At 36.9% G+C, this 18,642-nt stretch carries 14 protein-coding genes and 1 pseudogene; 5 read left to right on the top strand and 10 right to left on the bottom strand.

The window, feature by feature from the left end:
* Positions 1-39 precede the first annotated feature (39 nt).
* Positions 40-912 carry a glycine betaine ABC transporter substrate-binding protein gene (locus RTL21_RS15595; RefSeq protein WP_312097036.1) on the top strand — a complete coding sequence of 291 codons (873 nt, stop codon included), beginning with the start codon at positions 40-42 and terminating at the stop codon, positions 910-912.
* A 165-nt stretch (positions 913-1,077) separates the two neighbouring features.
* On the opposite strand, the gene RTL21_RS15590 is transcribed toward RTL21_RS15595, so the two are convergent.
* The 9 genes from RTL21_RS15590 to RTL21_RS15550 form a co-directional block, all read right to left on the bottom strand.
* On the bottom strand, positions 1,078-2,646 hold the full coding sequence (locus RTL21_RS15590) for a glycoside hydrolase family 43 protein (RefSeq protein ID WP_312097034.1): 1,569 nt from the start codon (positions 2,644-2,646) through the stop codon (positions 1,078-1,080).
* Positions 2,627-3,070: a DUF4064 domain-containing protein gene (locus RTL21_RS15585; protein WP_312097032.1), complete on the bottom strand. Its 444-nt coding sequence runs from the start codon at positions 3,068-3,070 to the stop codon at positions 2,627-2,629. Before RTL21_RS15585 ends, RTL21_RS15590 begins: the two co-directional genes overlap by 20 nt.
* Positions 3,071-3,085: 15 nt before the next feature.
* Positions 3,086-4,021 (bottom strand): pectinesterase family protein, encoded by a 936-nt coding sequence (locus RTL21_RS15580; RefSeq protein WP_312097030.1) that lies wholly within the window; start codon positions 4,019-4,021, stop codon positions 3,086-3,088.
* Positions 3,991-4,887 (bottom strand): alpha/beta hydrolase family protein, encoded by an 897-nt coding sequence (locus RTL21_RS15575; protein WP_312097028.1) that lies wholly within the window; start codon positions 4,885-4,887, stop codon positions 3,991-3,993. The genes RTL21_RS15580 and RTL21_RS15575 overlap by 31 nt, the downstream gene beginning before the upstream one ends.
* Position 4,888: 1 nt before the next feature.
* Entirely contained in the window at positions 4,889-6,220 is a 1,332-nt protein-coding gene (locus RTL21_RS15570) for a glycoside hydrolase family 28 protein (RefSeq protein WP_312097026.1), read from the bottom strand.
* Positions 6,221-6,232: 12 nt separating this feature from the next.
* Entirely contained in the window at positions 6,233-7,354 is a 1,122-nt protein-coding gene (locus RTL21_RS15565; RefSeq protein ID WP_312097024.1) for a glycoside hydrolase family 88/105 protein, read from the bottom strand.
* 142 nt (positions 7,355-7,496) lie between these two features.
* Positions 7,497-8,993 carry an extracellular solute-binding protein gene (locus tag RTL21_RS15560; protein ID WP_312097022.1) on the bottom strand — a complete coding sequence of 499 codons (1,497 nt, stop codon included), beginning with the start codon at positions 8,991-8,993 and terminating at the stop codon, positions 7,497-7,499.
* Positions 8,962-9,642: a YesL family protein gene (locus tag RTL21_RS15555; RefSeq protein WP_312097020.1), complete on the bottom strand. Its 681-nt coding sequence runs from the start codon at positions 9,640-9,642 to the stop codon at positions 8,962-8,964. Before RTL21_RS15555 ends, RTL21_RS15560 begins: the two co-directional genes overlap by 32 nt.
* 21 nt (positions 9,643-9,663) lie before the next feature.
* On the bottom strand, positions 9,664-10,533 hold the full coding sequence (locus RTL21_RS15550) for an ABC transporter permease (protein ID WP_396954456.1): 870 nt from the start codon (positions 10,531-10,533) through the stop codon (positions 9,664-9,666).
* 513 nt (positions 10,534-11,046) lie between these two features.
* On the opposite strand from RTL21_RS15550, the gene RTL21_RS15545 reads away from it, so the two are divergent.
* Positions 11,047-11,934 carry a carbohydrate ABC transporter permease gene (locus tag RTL21_RS15545; protein WP_312097019.1) on the top strand — a complete coding sequence of 296 codons (888 nt, stop codon included), beginning with the start codon at positions 11,047-11,049 and terminating at the stop codon, positions 11,932-11,934.
* A 55-nt stretch (positions 11,935-11,989) separates the two neighbouring features.
* On the opposite strand, the gene RTL21_RS15540 is transcribed toward RTL21_RS15545, so the two are convergent.
* A complete protein-coding gene (locus RTL21_RS15540; RefSeq protein WP_312097017.1) occupies positions 11,990-14,203 on the bottom strand; it encodes a helix-turn-helix transcriptional regulator in 2,214 nt (737 codons plus the stop codon).
* 295 nt (positions 14,204-14,498) lie between these two features.
* Between RTL21_RS15540 and RTL21_RS15535 the strand changes: the two genes are divergently transcribed.
* The 3 genes and pseudogenes from RTL21_RS15535 to RTL21_RS15525 all read left to right on the top strand — a co-directional run bounded on the left by RTL21_RS15535 (position 14,499) and on the right by RTL21_RS15525 (position 18,464).
* Positions 14,499-15,506, top strand: a complete 1,008-nt coding sequence (locus tag RTL21_RS15535; protein WP_312097015.1) for a LacI family DNA-binding transcriptional regulator — start codon at positions 14,499-14,501, stop codon at positions 15,504-15,506.
* A 30-nt stretch (positions 15,507-15,536) separates the two neighbouring features.
* Positions 15,537-16,949 (top strand): annotated as a pseudogene (locus tag RTL21_RS15530) (tagaturonate reductase); the annotation flags it as partial.
* Positions 16,950-16,958: 9 nt separating this feature from the next.
* Positions 16,959-18,464, top strand: coding sequence for a UxaA family hydrolase (locus RTL21_RS15525; protein ID WP_483870168.1), 1,506 nt, complete (start codon positions 16,959-16,961; stop codon positions 18,462-18,464).
* The last annotated feature ends 178 nt before the right edge of the window (positions 18,465-18,642 follow it).

Here is an 18,642-nt window from a genome sequence, read left to right as displayed (position 1 = left end):
TCTACCAAAATTGACAGAAGAAAGGAAGAATGCAAATCTATGAAAAAATTAAAACTTAGCTTTTTGATGTTATTGCTATTTACCCTTTTAATTGGATGTTCCTCTCAAAGCCAAAATACAGGTGGAAATGAGTCGAGTGATGGAAAAACTATTACCTTCGGTGTGACTCCTTGGACTAGCACAGTTCCTCCAACAAAAGTTGCTAAACTTTTACTAGAGGATATGGGCTATACAGTTGAGGAGAAAAATGCAGATGCTGGTGGGGTTTATACTGGTCTTTCACGTGGTGATCTAGATGTCTTTATGGATGCTTGGTTACCAGATATGCATGCAAACTATATGAATAGATACAGCAGCCAAATAGAAGATTTAGCAGTCAGCTATACAGAAGGTGAGCTCGGCTGGGTTATTCCCTCTAATGTGGAAGGAATCGACAGCATAGAAGACCTAAAAGGTAAAGAAGATCTCTTTGGCGGAAAAGTGTACGGTATTGAAGAAGGAGCAGGAATGACTGTTACTTCAAAAGAAATGATTGAAGAATATGGGTTGGATTTAGAATATGTTGCTTCCAGTGAAGGTGGAATGTTAGCACAAGCCTCTAAGCTTATGAAAAGTGGTGAGCCTGTCCTTTTCCTAGGCTGGCGTCCACATCCAATGTTTGTTGATTATGATTTAAAAGTATTGAAAGATCCAAAAGGGTTCTTTAAGACTTCAGAAGTTCATGTAGTTGTAAATAATGATTTGAAGGAAGAAGCACCTGAAGTTCATGAATTTTTAAGTAACTGGAGCATGCCTGTCGAAGATATTGAAGAGATGATTGTTAAAATCGAAGATGGTGCTGATGAGGAAGAAGTTGCACAGGAATGGATTGACAATAATCAGGATAAAGTCGATGCAATGTTAGGAAAATAATTAGAGAAAACGGATGCCTTAACGGGTGTCCGTTTTTTTGATTACATTAATAAAAGTGGTTATTGTTTTCCGAGGCGAACAGTAAGCCTCGGAAAATCAAGATACATTTCACTGTTAACTATTAGAACTACATTTCGTTGAATACCTTTTACACTTTCCTACCCATTAATAACTATCTAATCCCTCATACCGAAAGTAGGAAAAGTCTGCATAGGTGGCTGCTTTTTTGTTCATATCGTGGACGGCTATTCCAATAAAGTTTCCTGTAAATCCTCCTGCTAAAAATAATAGATCTTGACTGGTGGTAATTTCTTTCCATTCTTCTTCTTTCTCTAATCGGAAGTAGAAGTTTCCTATGGCTCCGTTTCCCATTACTTTTAACTGAACTTCTTCTGCAGTAATAGGGGTTATTGTTGGGTCTAATTGAAATTGTCCATTTTCACAGCGCATGAACCGAAGAACACGGCCTTTTTCTTCATCATATGTTACGTAAACATATAGGTAATTGCTATCGTTTAAATAAAGCATAAGACCAGCCATTTGATTAAAGGTTGTTGGATGGAATTCTACGCTAGTTTCTGCCTGAAAATCAAAATCCTTTTGACGAATGGCTAGTATATGATGCTCGAATAAGGACTGAATAGAATCTCCTGAAAACATTCGTAAATAGCCTTTTCTACTTATTAGATCACACCAAGAGTCATCAGCTAAAATACGTAAAGTATTCCATTCTTTTTTTAGAGCATCTGTAAAATCATCTGCAAAATTAGTAGCCTTTTTGAAAACTACTTTCTCATTCGTCACAATTTCAGTCAAAAGGCTCGGACCATTCCCTCCTGATGCGAGACGGAGCCAGCCATCTTCTGTCCAATAAACCTCCTCTATCGCCGTTTCTCTCCCTAATATCGCAGCTGTTTTATCTAATGGTCTTGTGCATAAATAGGCCATATACCACTTGCCGAACGGTGTTTGCACAATACTTCCATGTCCTGAGCACTGCAATAACGATTCCGGTTTATCACTGGCTGTTAGCATTGGGTATTCAGGGTCTAACTCATAGGGTCCTGTTATTAATTTAGAACGGCAAACGGTAACAGAATGTCCTTTCCCCGTTCCTCCCTCTGCCGTTATTAAATAATAATAATCTCCATACTGATACAGATGAGGCGCTTCCGTTTTAGCTAATTCTGTGCCATCAAATAGCTTATAAACGGGGCCGATTAACGCTTGACTATTTACATCATATTCTTGCATGACAATACCAGCAGATTTATTTCCAGTTGTCATACGATAATCCCATATTTCATTTAACAGCCATTTACTCCCATTATTATCATGAAATAAGGAGGGGTCAAAACCACTGCTATTTAAATAAACTGGGCTTGACCAAGGACCATTTATACTTGGAGCAGTTATCAAATAGTTATGGCAATCCTTAAATGGTCTTTTCGTACTTTTTACATCGGTATAAATAAGGTAGAATAGCCCGTCTGAATAGCTAATTTGCGGAGCCCATATACTACCATTCTGTGGATTCCCTCTTAAATCTACTTGATTTGTAATCACGTCTGTTTCATGCTTCCAATTTACTAAATCATTCGATTGGTAGATTCGTACACCTGGTAACCATTCGAAGGACGAAACAGCAATATAATAAGTGTCATGTACCCTTAGGATGCTTGGGTCTGGATTAAATCCACGCAAGATCGGATTTTTAATGGGGATGCGATACATATACTTCTCCTTTCTTATTTAAATTAGCTACTCTTCGAAACATACATAAAGCTCCTACTAGAAAAAAGAGAAAAGCGATTGGGAAGGCAATAAATTGGGTGCCAATTAAGGTGGATAATCCAGCCAATAGATAGAGTATTGCAGCCCATTTGGGATAACGGTTATTCCATATGAAGGCAGTAGCAAACACAACTAAAATGAGAACAAGTAATAGGGTAATGCCAAACCATATAGCTAAGACATTCATTGCTTCTAAGCTATCCTTTACAGACCCTAAAGAAACGCCATCCTGAAGAATAGGAAAGACTGTTACTTTGTACGTTTCTTCGTCCATAGAGGTCATTGTTAGCGAGAATCCTCCTAGAAAAACGATACATAATACAATACCAACCACCCCAATTATTACTTCCCATTTTCGCTTCATTTCTCCCGTTCCTTTCTATTCTGTTTCTATCTGAATCCACTCTATTTTTTTGACTGGACTCTTTTGAAAATAACTATTTTTACTTTCTCTATAAGTCACTGTTTCGCGGTTCTCTTTCTTTCCCCAATCATCCCATCTATCAGAATGAATATGAGAACCTACTCTACATTGAGAAAAAGTCACATTGGCATAGGGCCTCCATGGCCGTCCTAAATAGACATTCGCTACATTAGGATCTGCAGTTATATAGCAGTTGGAAAATAAGAATCCTTTTTTCCCGTTAGGAGTACTCGCTGCTGTAATATAGCCTGGTTGGTTATTAGGGCGATTAAGCGATTTCAATTCACACCCTTCAAACTGTGCTTCTCCGCCGCCGAATATAAAATCGACTGTCCCTTCGATATAACAATGAATAAAGGTTACTCGGTTCTTTGGGTAATCCATAATTATCTCGGGTTTGGAGAAGGGTGTTCCATCCTTTTGAACGTCTGGCAATGGTCCGAGACAAATGGTATCTTGAAACCCTTTAAACAAACAATTCTTGAATATTACTTCATTGCCTTCATTATATAGGGCAACTGCCTGACCTACCGCTTCCCCATGCCCAGCATTATTAACTATTTCAATATTCTCCATCCAGACATTTTCTGCATTAATAAAAAGGGTTGCCGTTTGAAAAGTACCTATTTCACAGCCATGGTCATCTAATTGACGCGCATACTTATTTCCAATAATTCGAACAGTCCCTATTCCTAGTAACTTTCTATTTGATTGATAGAGAAATATATTTTCATTGTACTCTCCACTTAGAATAATGAACGTAATCGGTTTCTCTATATTAGAACAATGCGTAAGTGCTTCTTGTATACTGGTAAAATCACAGCTTTTATTTTTTCCAATGACAAATTGAAGTGGATTCCTCACAAATGCTTCGTTAAAAAAGTTTCCCATTGTCTTCTCATTTCCTTTGTCTCTTGATGACCACCTGTTACAATCTGACTGCTCCAATATTCCATTGCATGGAGATCTCCATACACCCTCTTCAGTTCCTCATCCAAAAACAATGCTCCTTCAATCGGACATAGGCGGTCGTCTTTTCCAACAAGACTTAGTCGAGGTCTTGGAGCAATTAATGCTTGCACCGATAAAGTAGAGAAATATTTTAAAAAGCCTGGCACATAATAATAATAGCCATGATGATCCAGACCCCGTTTTTGCTTTAATGTTTCTATGTGTACCTGACCAGCGATATCAACCGTCACTTTTATCCTTTCATCTAATGCAGCCAGCCACCAGCTCATTAAGCCACCCATTGACATACCAATCGTTGCTATCCTGTTCTTATCAACATCTGGACGCTCCACAAGATAATCTAGAAAAGAAATATTATCAAAAATCCGCATTCCCCAAAGGGTCCTCCCCTCCAAAAGCATTTCCTTTACTAATTCACTCTCTACCTTGCCTTTTCTTTCATTAAAACCCCACATATCAATGGAAGCCACAGCAAACCCTAAATCTGTTATTGCCTCAACAAAAGGAGGGGATTGCAAGTAGCTGCTGCTTGCTAGCAGTTCTTCCTTCCCCTGATCAAAATTCCCTCCATGAGAATGATTAAAAATAACGGTTGCTAGTGGTTCTTTCTGATTGATTGGCTTGGCAAAATAGGCTGGGACGGACTCTTCCTCATTTAATTGCAGAAGGAGACTTTCCAATATATAGTTCTTTCTTTTTTCTGTCTTGATTAATTGAGCTGTAATACTTTTTGACTTTGGATATTCTCCTAACAGTTCTATTAGCTTTTGACGTGTCTCTCCCACTTTACGCCTTCACTTCCTTAATCAGCGTTTCTTCCTTCTTCGTATTTCTTGATTTACAATGGGTCAACTCGATATCCTCACAATTTTCCAGATAAAAGGCTGGTCCTTCATGATTTTCAATTGTTATCCGATTAAATAGTATATCTTTTGCAAAGCCAACATAGAAGCCGCGATTATTCATATCCTCTATTCCAGCCATCATTGCTGGTTTTCCAGGTATCGCCTTCTCTGCCATAGAGATATCAATATGATTAAAGGTAAGCTCTGAAACATATTGCTCTGCAAGACCATAGATAAATCCAGCCGAGGCATGAACATTCCGGGCGGTAATATTAGCAAAATGTATCCGTCTAAACATTGGTGTATCAACTGTTACAGGGTACGGATTTTTATCCCATACATATTTGTCCTTCCCCTTTGGACCACAGAAATAATATAGGTTTAAAATGAATGGACAAATAACTCCCTCCATTACAATATTATCTACACGAATATCCTCTATCACACCGCCGCGCCCTCTTCTCGATTTCAATCGAATGCCTCGGTCTGTATCCTGAAATACGCAATTACTAATGGTTACATTCCGAATATCGCCACTCATTTCACTTCCAAGCACGACTCCCCCATGACCGTGAACCATTGTACAATTTGTAATGGTAATATTTTCACACGCTACTCGCTCGACAGTATCTTCGGTTCCTGCTTTAATCGCAATACAATCATCCCCTACATCAATATGACAATTGCTGATTCTCACATTGGAGCAAGATTCTGGATCAATTCCATCTGTATTGGGAGAGTCTTTTGGATTCGTGATTGTAAGATTCTCTATTGTTATGTTGTGAGAGCAAATCGGATTAACTGTCCAGCTTGGAGAATTAATTAATGTTACATCTTTAATCGTAATGTTTTCACATCCATCTAAACTAATTAGCTTCGGTCTAGGATAAGCAAGCTTCTCTCGTTCTTTACGGAAAAGATGCCACCATTTTCCCCCGTTCCCATTGATTGTTCCAAACCCTGTAACGGAAAGGTTGCGACTATTCTCCGCGTATAAACAAGAAGCATAGACCTCTCTAGCTACCCCCTCCCACCTAGATGTGACAACGAAGTAATCCTTTTGGTCATCTGAAAAGATTAATTCTGCTCCTGCCACCAAATGGAATTCAATATTATCCTTTAATAATAGGGCACCTGTCAGAAATTCGCCTGGCGGAATAATAACTTTTCCTCCGCCAGTTTCATATGCCGTATCTATCGCTTTCTGAATAGAAACTGTACATAGATTTCCGTCACTTTTCGCACCAAATTCGGTGATGATGTAATCATTCATTTTACAATCTCCTTATTCATTTATTACTTCCTCCACTTCTACTAACGCCTGCAAAAATGCGCCTAAACCCTTTTGGTCGTTACAAATGATTGGTTCACTAATGTAATAAGCGTATGTCCCGTCTCGCTTGTCGGCTCCTCCAAGTCCTGCAACCTGACAATTTTTATTTAAATTAACCCAGCCTTCTTTTGTCAGCAAAACGAATTCCTCTAATAGGCCTTGATAACCTTGCTTTAATGGCATTATCCATTCTTCTTTATTAAGGAGTCCTAAGCGAATTCCTTTTGCCATCGCACAAACGTACATACTGCTTGCAGATGCTTCTAAATAGTTTCCTTTTTCCCCTTGCTTATCAACGACCTGATACCATACACCGCTTTTCTCATCTTGATACTTTAATAATGCCTTCAACGTCTCAGCTAATATTTTCTCTAAAAGAGGTCGATCTGGTGTATCTTCCGGGATAATTTCTAATGTGTCGACTAGCGCTACCACATACCACCCCATTGCTCTCCCCCAAAAATTCTCCGATAATCCTGTTTCTTTATTAGCCCAAGGCTGCATCTTCTTCTCATCCCATGCATGATAAAGAAGACCTGTCTTTTCATCTACTAAATGTTGATAGCTAATCTTGAATTGATGAAGAATATCATCAAGACCCTTTCCATCTTCGTATTCCATTTGATATTGTGCATAAAATGGTGCTCCCATATATAATCCATCTGCCCATATTTGATACGGATAAATTTGTTTATGCCAAAAGACACCTTCAGAGGTTCTTGGGTGCTTTTCTAATTGAGATTTCAACAAATCAGCGGCCTTTCGATATTTTTCCTCGCCTGTGTCTTTAAATAACTGAAACAGTAATTTTCCATTATTAATATGGTCGATATTAAATTCCGATACTTCATACTCCCTTATCGATCCATCTTCTTGGATAAAATGGTCCATATTTTCCTTTATAAATTGAAAGTATTTTTCATCTCCTGTTCGTTTCCAAAGGTTTTCAAATCCTCTAAGAACTACTCCATAATCATAGGACCATTTTCCGTTGTAACCTTTATCCTCATATAAGTGCGGAAGTCTTTCCATGATGGAAAGAGCCGTTCTAGCTGACCAACTCATTTCTGCCATTCTTTTATTCCCCCATTTTAATTAGATTTTTTATTACTCCAGTTTTTTTACGAACTCGCTAACATTTTACAAGGTGAGCGTCTAGCCAAAACCTGCTTTCCTCTCACCTCATTTTTTTAAATATGTTCTATTAATTTCAGCCTTATTTCGTTTGCTCGTATGCTGCTTTATACTCTTCTTTAATCGTATTACCGCCAGAATCTTGCCATGTTTTAACTGCTTTTTTGAAACCGTCTAAATCAATTTCCCCTAATATATACTGATAAGTAGCGTCTGTAATAATCTTTTGCAATTCAGATCCTTGTGCTGTATTCGTTGGTGATTCTAATGAATAGGCAGGATTCAACACTGCATAGTTTGCATTTTCTGCGATCATCTCATCAGCCAAAGCTTTAATAGGAGTCGGATCCTTTAACCCATACCCTGACTCCTTTGGTCTAGAGGCTGCGAATGGCTGAACCTCCTGTGTCCATAAGTCTTGATTAATAATTTCATAAGCACCATCATCTGTTAGTTTATAATGTACATCCTCGATTCCATAGGTCATAAGCGTGTATATTTCAGGATCTAATAAATCATTAACAAACTTGAGAACTCTCTTTAATTCCGCTTCGTCTTTTACTTCTGAACGAGGGAAAGCTAATAATCCGCCAATTCCATTGTTTGCAGCCCAGATAGCACGCTCTGGATTAGAATCAGATACCATATCATTTACTAATGCTAATTCCATATTATCTTGGATACCAGTTGCCATTGTTTGCAGATTTTTCGCATCAAAAAGTGCTCCAATATAAATTCCTGCTTTTCCTTGTGCAAAGCTTTGCTGTTGGTCTGTTTTTGCCGTAACCGCAAAGTCTTTGTTTATCCAGCCATTATCATAAAGCTCTTTCATATAGTCCATTGTTTCGATATAGCCTTCTGTTTCAAATTCAGGAATAAAGTTTCCGCTCTCATCCCGATCCCAAATATTTGGTGTTCCATAGTACGAACTCAATGTTTTAAATGCACCGTATATTAAATCGCTTCGATCAGCAAACCCAGTTGTATCATTTTTCCCATTACCATCTGGATCATCTTCTGTAAACGCTTTCGAAATTGTCATTAATTCATCCACTGTTTTCGGTAGATCCAAGCCTAAGTTATCAAGCCAGTCTTTGCGTAAAACTACACCATTTCGAGCTAAATCTTTCTGAAATGGAACCCCATAGAGTTTTCCTTCAATAGATGCAGAAACACGTACATCTTCCGAGATTTCTTTCAGATTTGGAAATTCATCTAAGTAGTCTTCTACATTCCAAAACATTCCTGATTTTAACGCATTACGCACGGAAGAGTTTTCCATAATAGTTAATGTAACGATGTCAGCTAATGAATCAGAAGCTAATGCTGTATTAATCCGTTCTTCCTTAGAAGCATCAGGAATCCAAGAAAATTTTATTTCCGTATTTGTTTTTTCTTCGATTTCATCTAAAACAGTATCTGTTGGCGGAGAGGCTGTGTGTAAAATATTTAACCAAGTTATTTCGGCTTTACTATTTTCATCATAAGTTCCAGATGATTGCTCCTTTTCCCCACTGCATCCCGCCAATAATAGCATACCTGCAAAACTAACGCTGGCTAACTTTGATAGTTTTTTCATTTATACGCTCCTTTGCAATTTGATAAATAGTTGTATCTTCTACCACTTCTGTATTTTGTAACTCCATTCTCGTAAACACTTGATTTGCTGTCCAAGTAATCACATAAAATAGGAAACTAACACCGAAGAAAGTGAGAATTCCAGGGAAAAATGTAATCGCGGTCCAATAAGTAGCACCAATTACAACAAACAACAACAAAGAATACTGTAAACAAGAGAAACCAAAGATAAAGGACATTTTCATCCGAAAGAATATTCCCTTCCAGTTATAATGAGCCATTAGCGGAAAGATATAAACCGCCGAAAGGAAATAAAGAAGGAAAATGATTACTAAACTTACTTTTAAATACCAATTTGTCACATATAGTAAGTCAATCACTAACACATAACCAATTAGTGCATAGATCCAGCTTATAGCCATGGATTCCTTAAAGGACTCTCTATAATACTCCCTATAAGAAGAAAAAGTAGGGATACTAGTATTTCCTCTTATCCACTGTCGCATAATGCTAACGAGAGCATAGGTTGAGGGACCAGCACCAAATATTCCTAGTCCTAATAGAGTAAAGAGCCACCAGAGGAAATTGATATACACCAGTTTTAGTATCATTGTAAAAATCTGATTTATTTTTTCCACTGATTTTAACATCTAATCCCTCCTTTCTAAATCCTAATAAACGCCGTCCTCTCCAAACTTTTTAGCTAATTTATTTGCCAGCATGACTAACACTAAGCCTACTAATCCCTTAAATAAGCCAACAGCTGTACTAAAGCTTAACTGTCCATTCTTTAAACCTGCCGTATAAATATACGTATCAAATATTTCTGCAACACTTCTATTTAATGAATTTAATAATAGATACATATGTTCAAATCCTAAATCTAAAGTGCTTCCGATTTTTAAAATAAGCAAAGTAATAATTACTGGACGAATTGCCGGTAATGTTACATGCCAAGTTTTCCTTAATCTACCTGCTCCATCCATTTCAGCTGCTTCATATAATTGCGTGTCAACAGCAGTAATGGCGGCAATATAAATAATGGTCGACCAGCCAAGTTCCTTCCATATCACTTGTGCAATATAAACTGTTCTCGTCCAATCAGATGATGTCAAGAAGCTGACTTTCTCAAGTCCTATAGCCGCTAGCATTTCGTTAATTAAGCCACCATCTACATTTAAAAAGACATATGTAATGGAAACAATAATTACCCAGGACATAAAGTGGGGAATATAAATTAATGTCTGTACACTCGACTTAAAGTATTTGTTTTTCACCTCGTTCAACATAAGCGCTAAAATGATTGGCATTGGAAAGAAAATGAGAATATTTAAGGCAAATAAGATCAATGTATTGCTTAGAAGCATGAAAAAGGTAGGCTCTGTAAATAACCGGATAAAATGCTTCATCCCTACCCAAGGACTTCCCATAATACCTAAAAATGGCTGATAATCTTGAAAGGCAACGATCAATCCACCCATTGGCAAATACTTAAAGAGTATAAAATAGAGAAAACCTGGAAAAATCATAAAATATAGCATTTTGTTCTTCTTTACATTCGCCCAAGTCTTTTGTCTTCTAATCCTTTTTTGTTGCTTCGCATTTAATTTAGGAACTGGATGATCACTAGGCTTAATAATACTTTCCATTATTTACCCCCTTGCTTTATGTGTGTTATTGAATTTCTTAACTTAAGCATATTGAAAAAGTGAAATTACGTATATAATCATTATTTGATAACGCTTACAAACCCTTGCTTCATCAGCTTTATTCTCCTTTTAACCCAATGTAATGATAACTGTATAGGCAAAATGATTATCTATCTCTCTAATGCAATACAGCACATAAAAGTAAGCGTTTTCTAATTCTGTAATACTGATTATATACGAAATGAAACTCAACTGATAAGGTGATTTTATAGCTATACACTTTAACATGTTTTAGTAGAGCTTCTAGCGAAAGGAATGTTAAGACGACTTGACGCTGGGAGAAGTTTTGGAACCATCAAGCTAGAAGCTCATGCACAGGTTATTAAAAAATAAAGGAGGATCTTTATGGAGAAAACACAAAAGAATAGGAAAATCACAAAAGGAGGACGGGCTTTTTCTATTATAAACGGAAGTATTTTGATCATAATCGCCTTAATTTGTTTTCTGCCCTTCGTTAATGTTATAGCCAGCTCTTTTGCTTCCACACAGGAAGTAGTAGCCCGAAGATTTATTTTGATACCGCGAACCTTTTCATTGGATGCATACCGTTATATTCTTTCGACTCCGACCATCTTTAAATCTTTAGCGGTATCTATTGGGGTGACTGGGATTGGTACACTAGTAAGTATGGTCTTAACATCTTTAATGGCCTATGGCTTATCTCGTAAATATCTGCACGGCAGAGGGTTCCTTAACTTTCTTGTTGTTTTCTCCATGTTATTTAGCGGAGGGATGATTCCTACATTCTTAGTAGTGAAGGCGCTTGGCTTAATTGATTCTTACTGGTCATTAATTTTACCTGTAGCAATTAATGCGTTTAACTTAATCATTATGAGAAACTTTTTCCAAGCCTTGCCTGATAGTTTAGAAGAGTCGGCTAAAATGGATGGATGTACAGATTTAGGAGTGTTCTGGAAGATTATGCTGCCTTTAGCGCTCCCATCTATAGCAACTATTTCTTTATTCTACGCTGTTACTTACTGGAATACGTATATGACTGCAATTCTATATATCAACGACTCCACCAAGTGGCCTATTCAAGTTTTACTGCGTCAAATTGTTATTGTTTCCAGTGGGATGCAAGCAGAGGGCTCCTCTGTTGATGTGATTCCGCCTGCTCAAACGATTAAGATGGCGGTAATTGTTATTGCGACAGTCCCAATGCTTATTGCTTACCCATTTGTTCAAAAGTATTTTGTGAAAGGGGCATTAGTTGGATCGGTGAAGGGATAATGTTCATATAAAAAAGCGTGTAAGTATAACTAAATAGCTTACACGCTTTTATTTATTAGCTAACGTATTGTTTTCGATAGTCTCCTGGTGTTATTCCTACTTTTTTCTTGAAAAAACGGATGAAGTTTTGAGAATTTCGATACTGTAATGTTTCGGCAATTTCTTTGATTGGCATATTTGTTTCTTGGAGCAACGATTTTGCTTTTTGTAGTCGAAAGCCCATTAAATAATCAACAAAGTTTTCTCCATATTCTTTCTTGAAGACGCTGCTTAAGTAATTAGGATTATAGTGAAGGCGGTCAGCGATGATGTCTAGAGAAATCTCCTGATCATATTCTGTTTGAATGATTTGAACAATTTTATCGGACAAAGATCGAAATTCTTTATCTGTCTTATCCTGTGTGCTTCTAATGATTGGCGTAATAAGGTGTTCGATTAGCATTTGCTTTATTCGACCAGGATAATATGCGTTGATTGCCTCATAGTAAAGCGGCTTTATACTATCAAAAATTTTGGCCTCTGCTCCTAAAAGCTGACCCAATTGGATAATCTCATTAATCAATCGAATAAGCGTTACCTCTAAACTAACTGGATTTTTATTAAGCCGGAAAATTTCATCAATTAACGCCTCTACTGTCTCCTTCACTTCCTCCTCATTACCTGAGCGAATCGTATTTAATAGCTCATTTTGCAACTCAACTGGATATTTAGAAATGGATGCATCGTTTAGAAGGGGGGCGATATCATCGTAAAAAATAATTGATGCCGGACCAACATTTACCCGATAATGCAGAGCTTCTTTCGCTAAATCGACTGCTTTTTTACTACTAATTAATGTTTTATAAACAGGACTTATTCCTACGCTGATAGTGATATTTAAGTATTCCTTTGCTGCTGACTGAATATCCTCAAAATACTTCATAATTCTTCGACTTGAGTCATAATCATTTTCATCGGTTATAAATATGGTTGCTTGCATCTCTTCGTTTAATACAATCGGTATCAATCGCTCGGTATCAGGCACCATTTCCCCAACAATATTATTTAGCGCCAATAAGTATAAATCTTTGTCTACGATTTTTTGACTATCCATATTGTCTATTTGAATTAAACCTGTGTAAAAATGATCCGTTTCTTTAAAAAAATAACCAAATTGCTTTAATCGATGCTTTGCTTCATTTGCTGTAATTCTATTTCTAAATAAGCTTAAAACAAACAAAGTCTCGAGCTGGGGTTTTTGCATCATTAAACTAGCCATTAATGTTTCATTTTGTCCAATAATTTTATCAACGGAATCCGCAACAAGAGATAGCTCATTTTTCTTGCCACTTATATCCTGTATAGCTAACTTCTCCTGAATTTTGCGGATAGGCCGTGAAAAAGAGTTGGCGAGCATATAAGAAATGATGCCAACTAATAATATTAGTAAGGTCGACACAATTAATAATCCAATTCTTGTATTATTAATCATGCTGGAGATTTCCTTCGGTTCAATTTGCACTAAATAAATCCAGCGATTATAGTCTGATTTTGCATACACATACTTTTTTCCATCCGCTTCTACTATTTTGACAGCTTCTCCCTCTTCTGCTATTTTCTTATAGCTTTCAGAAGACAATCGCCTTTCTTCTTTTCTGCTTGAATATAATAATTCATTCTTACTATTATAGATTTCTACTAGGTTATCTTTTTCATTATCTACAATTTCATCAATGCTGCTTCTTGGTATACTGGAGATACCTAATGCAAACTTATCCCTTTGATAGATTGGCAAGGTCATAATCATCTCAATGCCAGTATCAATCGGTCTCCAGAACAAACTTTGGCTTGCTTCATTGATATATTCTTCCTTATATCTCTCCACTTCCTCCTCTTGCAATCCTTTTAAGGAACCATCGATAATCGCCCAATTTTGAGCAAGACTAATTATATTGTGCTTGCTCCCTTCTATCCCCATCATTTCTATATAACTTAATTCTTTTTTTATATCTCTATATGTATCAAAATCCTTGCCAGATAACGGCTTCTTAAATATTGTCTCAAAATTGGAGGTAGAGCTATATGCCGTGTATCCATATTCAATGGTGCGTACCTTTTGCTCTAAATTATTAAGGATTTGTTTCGTGTAGTTCTGTTTGTCTTTAATAAATTCCTCTTCTACGGAGTGATAGGTAGAATTATAGATAAATACACTAAAGCCTACTACAATACCAATCCCTAATAAGAAAAAGGGAAAAAACAATTTGTAAAACAACCTTAATTTCCTCAAATTCTCACACTCCTCGACAGATCTAACTATATATTAGCATATAATATTTGAAAGCGTTGTCAAATGACTATTCTATTTTCTCTTTCTTTATACTTGATAAAGAAAGTAAAAGTAATCATTTTCACATACAGGAAAAATGATTATTTTCTATTTTTAGGATAACAACATACCTATAATAGCATATAAACCTTATCTTTTGCGAGAGGATTTTTTCACGTGTGCATTCCCTACCCGATTGACAAATATATAAATCAATTATAAAATGTTAACGTTAACATAATTATCAGGAGGACCTATGGTTACCATAAAAGATATTGCAAAACTTGCAGGTGTTTCTCACACCACGGTATCTAGAGCGCTAAATGATAGTCCGCTAATTAAGCCAGACACCAAGCAGAAAATAAAAAAAATTGCAGCGGATTTACATTATGTACCAAACTTTAATGCTAAAAGTCTCGTAAACCAGAAATCTTATACGATTGGCGTTTTTTTCTCTAGTATTAGCCATGGAACAAGCTCTAGTTTTCTTGTTGACGTGATTAAAGGCGTTAATTCTGTTTTAGACGAAAACTATAGCATAGCTGTGAACGGCATTGATACCCTCGTGCATTTTGATAAAATTATTCCGCAACGGTTTGATGGGATTATCGTTCTAAGTCAAAGTGATACAGACAATGCATTTATCTACTATATTCAGCAAACTGGCATTCCGATGGTCGTACTGAATCGGAGGCTAGATGATCCTACTATTCCCAACGTTTCGGCAAACGATCAGCAAGGCGCGGAGAAAGCAGTCGATGAGGCAATTAAGCTTGGTCATAAAAGATTAGGGTATATCAATGGAAAAAATTCATTCCGCTCTTCAACAGAACGAAAACAAGGCTTTCTAAATAGTTTACTTAAGGCTCATGTAGCAGTAAAACCTGAATATATGGTTGACGGAGACTATAGTATGGAAAGCGGATTTGCAGAGATGAGTCAGCTATTAACTCTTCCTGATCCGCCGAGTATCGTATTTTGTGCAAACGATGATATGGCAATTGGAGCATTAAAGGCTTGTTTTTCAAAAAATAAAAAAGTCCCTGATGATATTTCCATCATTGGATTTGACGATATTTCATTTGCCCAATATTCAACACCTGCCTTAACCACCATCCATAAGCCAATCGATGAAATAAGCAAAATTGGCATGCAAAAATTAATTACTTTAATTAATGGTGAATCCTTAAAGGAAACCCAAGTTTTAGTAGACACCCATTTAGTAAAAAGAGAATCACTTAGTTATCCATCAAAACAGTCATAACTGTTTTGATTTATCATAAAATGTTAACGTGTGCAAAAAGGAGGAAATGAAGTGGAGAAGCTGTCAAAAAAACTACAAACAAATTTATCTTTTTTCCCTGAGAAAGTCATTCAATTTGGAACAGGAAATTTTTTAAGGGGCTTTCTAAATTGGCAATTGCAGCAAATGAATAAGCAACATCTCTTTAATGGTAGTGCCGTTATAGTGAAACCAACTCCCCATCCCTCAAAAGGTGTATGGGAAGATCAAGATTATTTATATACCGTCATTCTTGAAGGCTTTTATCAAGGAGAAATCATTCATACTAGTGAAATTATTACAACTGCAAATCGATTAATTAATCCCTATGAACAATGGGAAGATTATTTACAATTAGCGGAAAATGAGGAATTAGCATTCATCATTTCCAATACTACAGAAGCAGGAATCCAATTAGATGAAAAAGACACCTCGGCTGATGTGCCTCCTAATAGCTTTCCTGGTAAACTGACTGCCCTTTTATATAAACGCTTCCAATTAAAAAAACCAGGATTTACGATTATTCCTTGTGAGTTAATTGATCGAAATGGAGAAAAACTGAAGGAAATCGTTTTACAGTATGCAAAGCGATGGAATTTGGAACCAGATTTTTGTCATTGGGTGCAAACAGAAAATACTTTTTGCTGCAGTTTAGTTGATCGCATTGTTCCAGGCTTTCCACATGACAAAGCTGAAATGCTTAACAAAGAGCATGGTTATATAGATGAGCACCTAGTTATAACGGAACCTTACTTACTATGGGTTATTGAAGGGCCACAAGAATTAAAGGAGACATTTCCACTTGAAAAAGCAGGATTAAATGTGATTATTACAGATGATATGACACCATATCGAGAAAGAAAGGTTCATTTATTAAATGGGCCACATACAGCAATGGTGCCCCTTGGATTACTTGCTGGTCTTGAAACAGTGGAAGAAGTGATGAAGGATGAAGATTTTGCTGTCTTTGTTGATCAATTGATGCATAAAGAAATTGTCCCATTACTGACTCTTCCTGAAGAAGATTTAAAAATATATGCTAAATCGATTATCGAACGATTCAAGAATCCCTTTATTCGCCATGAATTAACATCTATTGCTTTAAACAGTGTTTCTAAATACAAGGCAAGATTATTACCCCTTTTGATAAAACACCAACAAATAAATAACCAATTACCACCTTATATAACAGCTTCCCTTGCTGCTTTATTTCTAACTTACAGAGGAAGCCAGCACAAACCGAAGGATAACCAAGAAGTCCTCGATGCATTTTCAAAAGCATGGGAAAACCCAGAAACTGTTGTTACTACTATCTTAAGTGACGAAAAGATTTGGGATACTGATTTAACAAAAGCTATTCCAAGCCTAACAGAGGAAGTGAACACCTATATAAATAAACTTCGAAAATATGGAGCACGAGCTGTTTTACAAGAAATCGCTCAAGAGCAACAGCCTCCTTCTCTCTTAAAATTAAACGAGCGAGACAATGTGGCAGTCGCATTGCGCCCAATTGCAGCTTTCGAAACATTAAAAATTGACGGTCTCTCCATTACCGCAAATCAAGATATACCACAAGGACACAAAATAGCCTTAACAGATATTCCTGCGAAAGCTAATGTCATCAAATACGGTTATCCAATTGGCCATACACTTGTGGACATCAATCCGGGAGATTGGCTCCATACTCATAATGTAAAGACAAATTTAGATGGAGAATTACAATATACCTACCAGCAAGATATTCATCAAATAAACTATCCAAAAAAAAAGCTGACTTTCCAAGGATATAGACGCTCTAGTGGCAAAGTAGGAATCCGCAATGACTTATATATCGTTCCTACAGTTGGGTGTGTAAACGGCACAGCAGAGTATATGCTAAAAGAATTTGAAGCACTACATCCTGACTTAGGTACATTTGATAATATTACGATTTTAAAGCATCCATATGGCTGTTCTCAATTAGGGGAAGACCATGAAAACACACGCAGGATATTAATCGATGCAGTAAAGCATCCAAATGCTGGGGGGGTATTGGTTTTTGGTTTAGGTTGTGAAAATAACATTGTTGCTAAATTTCGGGAGTTACTAGGAAGCTATGATTCAACTAGAGTTAAATTCCTAGTTGCACAAGAGGTTGGCAATGAAATCGATGCAGGATTGGAACTATTGGAAGAAATATACGAAGCTGCAAAAAATGATCATAGAGAAGCTATTCCAATTAGCGAATTAAATGTTGGCCTAAAATGTGGCGGGTCTGACGGATTCTCTGGTATTACAGCTAACCCGCTATTAGGTGCATTTTCCGACTTCTTAATTGCTCAAGGTGGAAGCACCATCTTAACAGAAGTTCCTGAAATGTTTGGTGCAGAGCAAATGCTAATGGCAAGAGCTGAAAATGAAAAAGTCTTTGAGGATATTGTCCATTTAATTAACGATTTCAAACAGTATTTTCACTCCTATGGGGAGCCCGTATATGAAAACCCGTCTCCTGGAAATAAAGCTGGTGGGATTACTACTTTAGAAGATAAATCATTAGGCTGTACACAAAAAGCAGGTACAGCGCCTGTTGTAGATGTTCTACAGTATGGAGAAAAAATCTCTAAAAAAGGATTGAGCTTATTGCAAGCTCCTGGTAATGATTTAGTTGCCTCTTCTGCGCTTGCTGCAGCAGACTGCCACTTAGTACTCTTTACTACTGGCAGAGGAACGCCTTTTGGAAGCTTTATACCAACCGTAAAAGTAGCAACAAATTCTACTATTTATAACCACAAAAAGCATTGGATGGACTTTAATGCCGGCCCTTTATTAGAGCAGCCAATGAATGAAGTACTCGAAGCCTTTATTGAGAAAGTTATTGCTGTTGCAAGTGGAGAAAAAACACGCAATGAAGCAAACGGAGTTCGAGAGATTGCTATTTTTAAAACGGGTGTTACTTTATAAATTGATAGTTAGGGTTGAAAGACGATCTGTTATCTTTTTTTGCCCGTTTTTTAGGATAAATTGATGTGGTGAGGGGCTCTCTGTTACCTTTTTTGCTCTATTTCCGGGTTTGCGGGCGTAGAAATGCTCTCTCTGTTACCTTTTCCGCTCGTTTTCCGGGTTTGCGGGCGCAGAGATG

Source organism: Niallia sp., assembly GCF_031978665.1.
GTDB lineage: Bacteria > Bacillota > Bacilli > Bacillales > Cytobacillaceae > Niallia.
The sequence above is the reverse complement of the archived record's forward strand: the minus strand, read 5'-3'. Positions and strand labels throughout refer to the sequence as shown.

Excerpts from the sequence above, each read along its gene's own strand:
- RTL21_RS15545 (WP_312097019.1), top strand. The coding sequence starts at position 11,047 with ATGGAGAAAACACAAAAGAATAGGAAAATCACAAAAGGAGGACGGGCT.
- RTL21_RS15565 (WP_312097024.1), bottom strand. The coding sequence starts at position 7,354 with ATGGCAGAAATGAGTTGGTCAGCTAGAACGGCTCTTTCCATCATGGAA.
- RTL21_RS15570 (WP_312097026.1), bottom strand. The coding sequence starts at position 6,220 with ATGAATGATTACATCATCACCGAATTTGGTGCGAAAAGTGACGGAAAT.
- RTL21_RS15590 (WP_312097034.1), bottom strand. The coding sequence starts at position 2,646 with ATGTATCGCATCCCCATTAAAAATCCGATCTTGCGTGGATTTAATCCA.
- RTL21_RS15585 (WP_312097032.1), bottom strand. The coding sequence starts at position 3,070 with ATGAAGCGAAAATGGGAAGTAATAATTGGGGTGGTTGGTATTGTATTA.
- RTL21_RS15535 (WP_312097015.1), top strand. The coding sequence starts at position 14,499 with ATGGTTACCATAAAAGATATTGCAAAACTTGCAGGTGTTTCTCACACC.
- RTL21_RS15550 (WP_396954456.1), bottom strand. The coding sequence starts at position 10,533 with ATGCTATATTTTATGATTTTTCCAGGTTTTCTCTATTTTATACTCTTT.
- RTL21_RS15580 (WP_312097030.1), bottom strand. The coding sequence starts at position 4,021 with ATGGGAAACTTTTTTAACGAAGCATTTGTGAGGAATCCACTTCAATTT.
- RTL21_RS15555 (WP_312097020.1), bottom strand. The coding sequence starts at position 9,642 with ATGTTAAAATCAGTGGAAAAAATAAATCAGATTTTTACAATGATACTA.
- RTL21_RS15560 (WP_312097022.1), bottom strand. The coding sequence starts at position 8,993 with ATGAAAAAACTATCAAAGTTAGCCAGCGTTAGTTTTGCAGGTATGCTA.
- RTL21_RS15595 (WP_312097036.1), top strand. The coding sequence starts at position 40 with ATGAAAAAATTAAAACTTAGCTTTTTGATGTTATTGCTATTTACCCTT.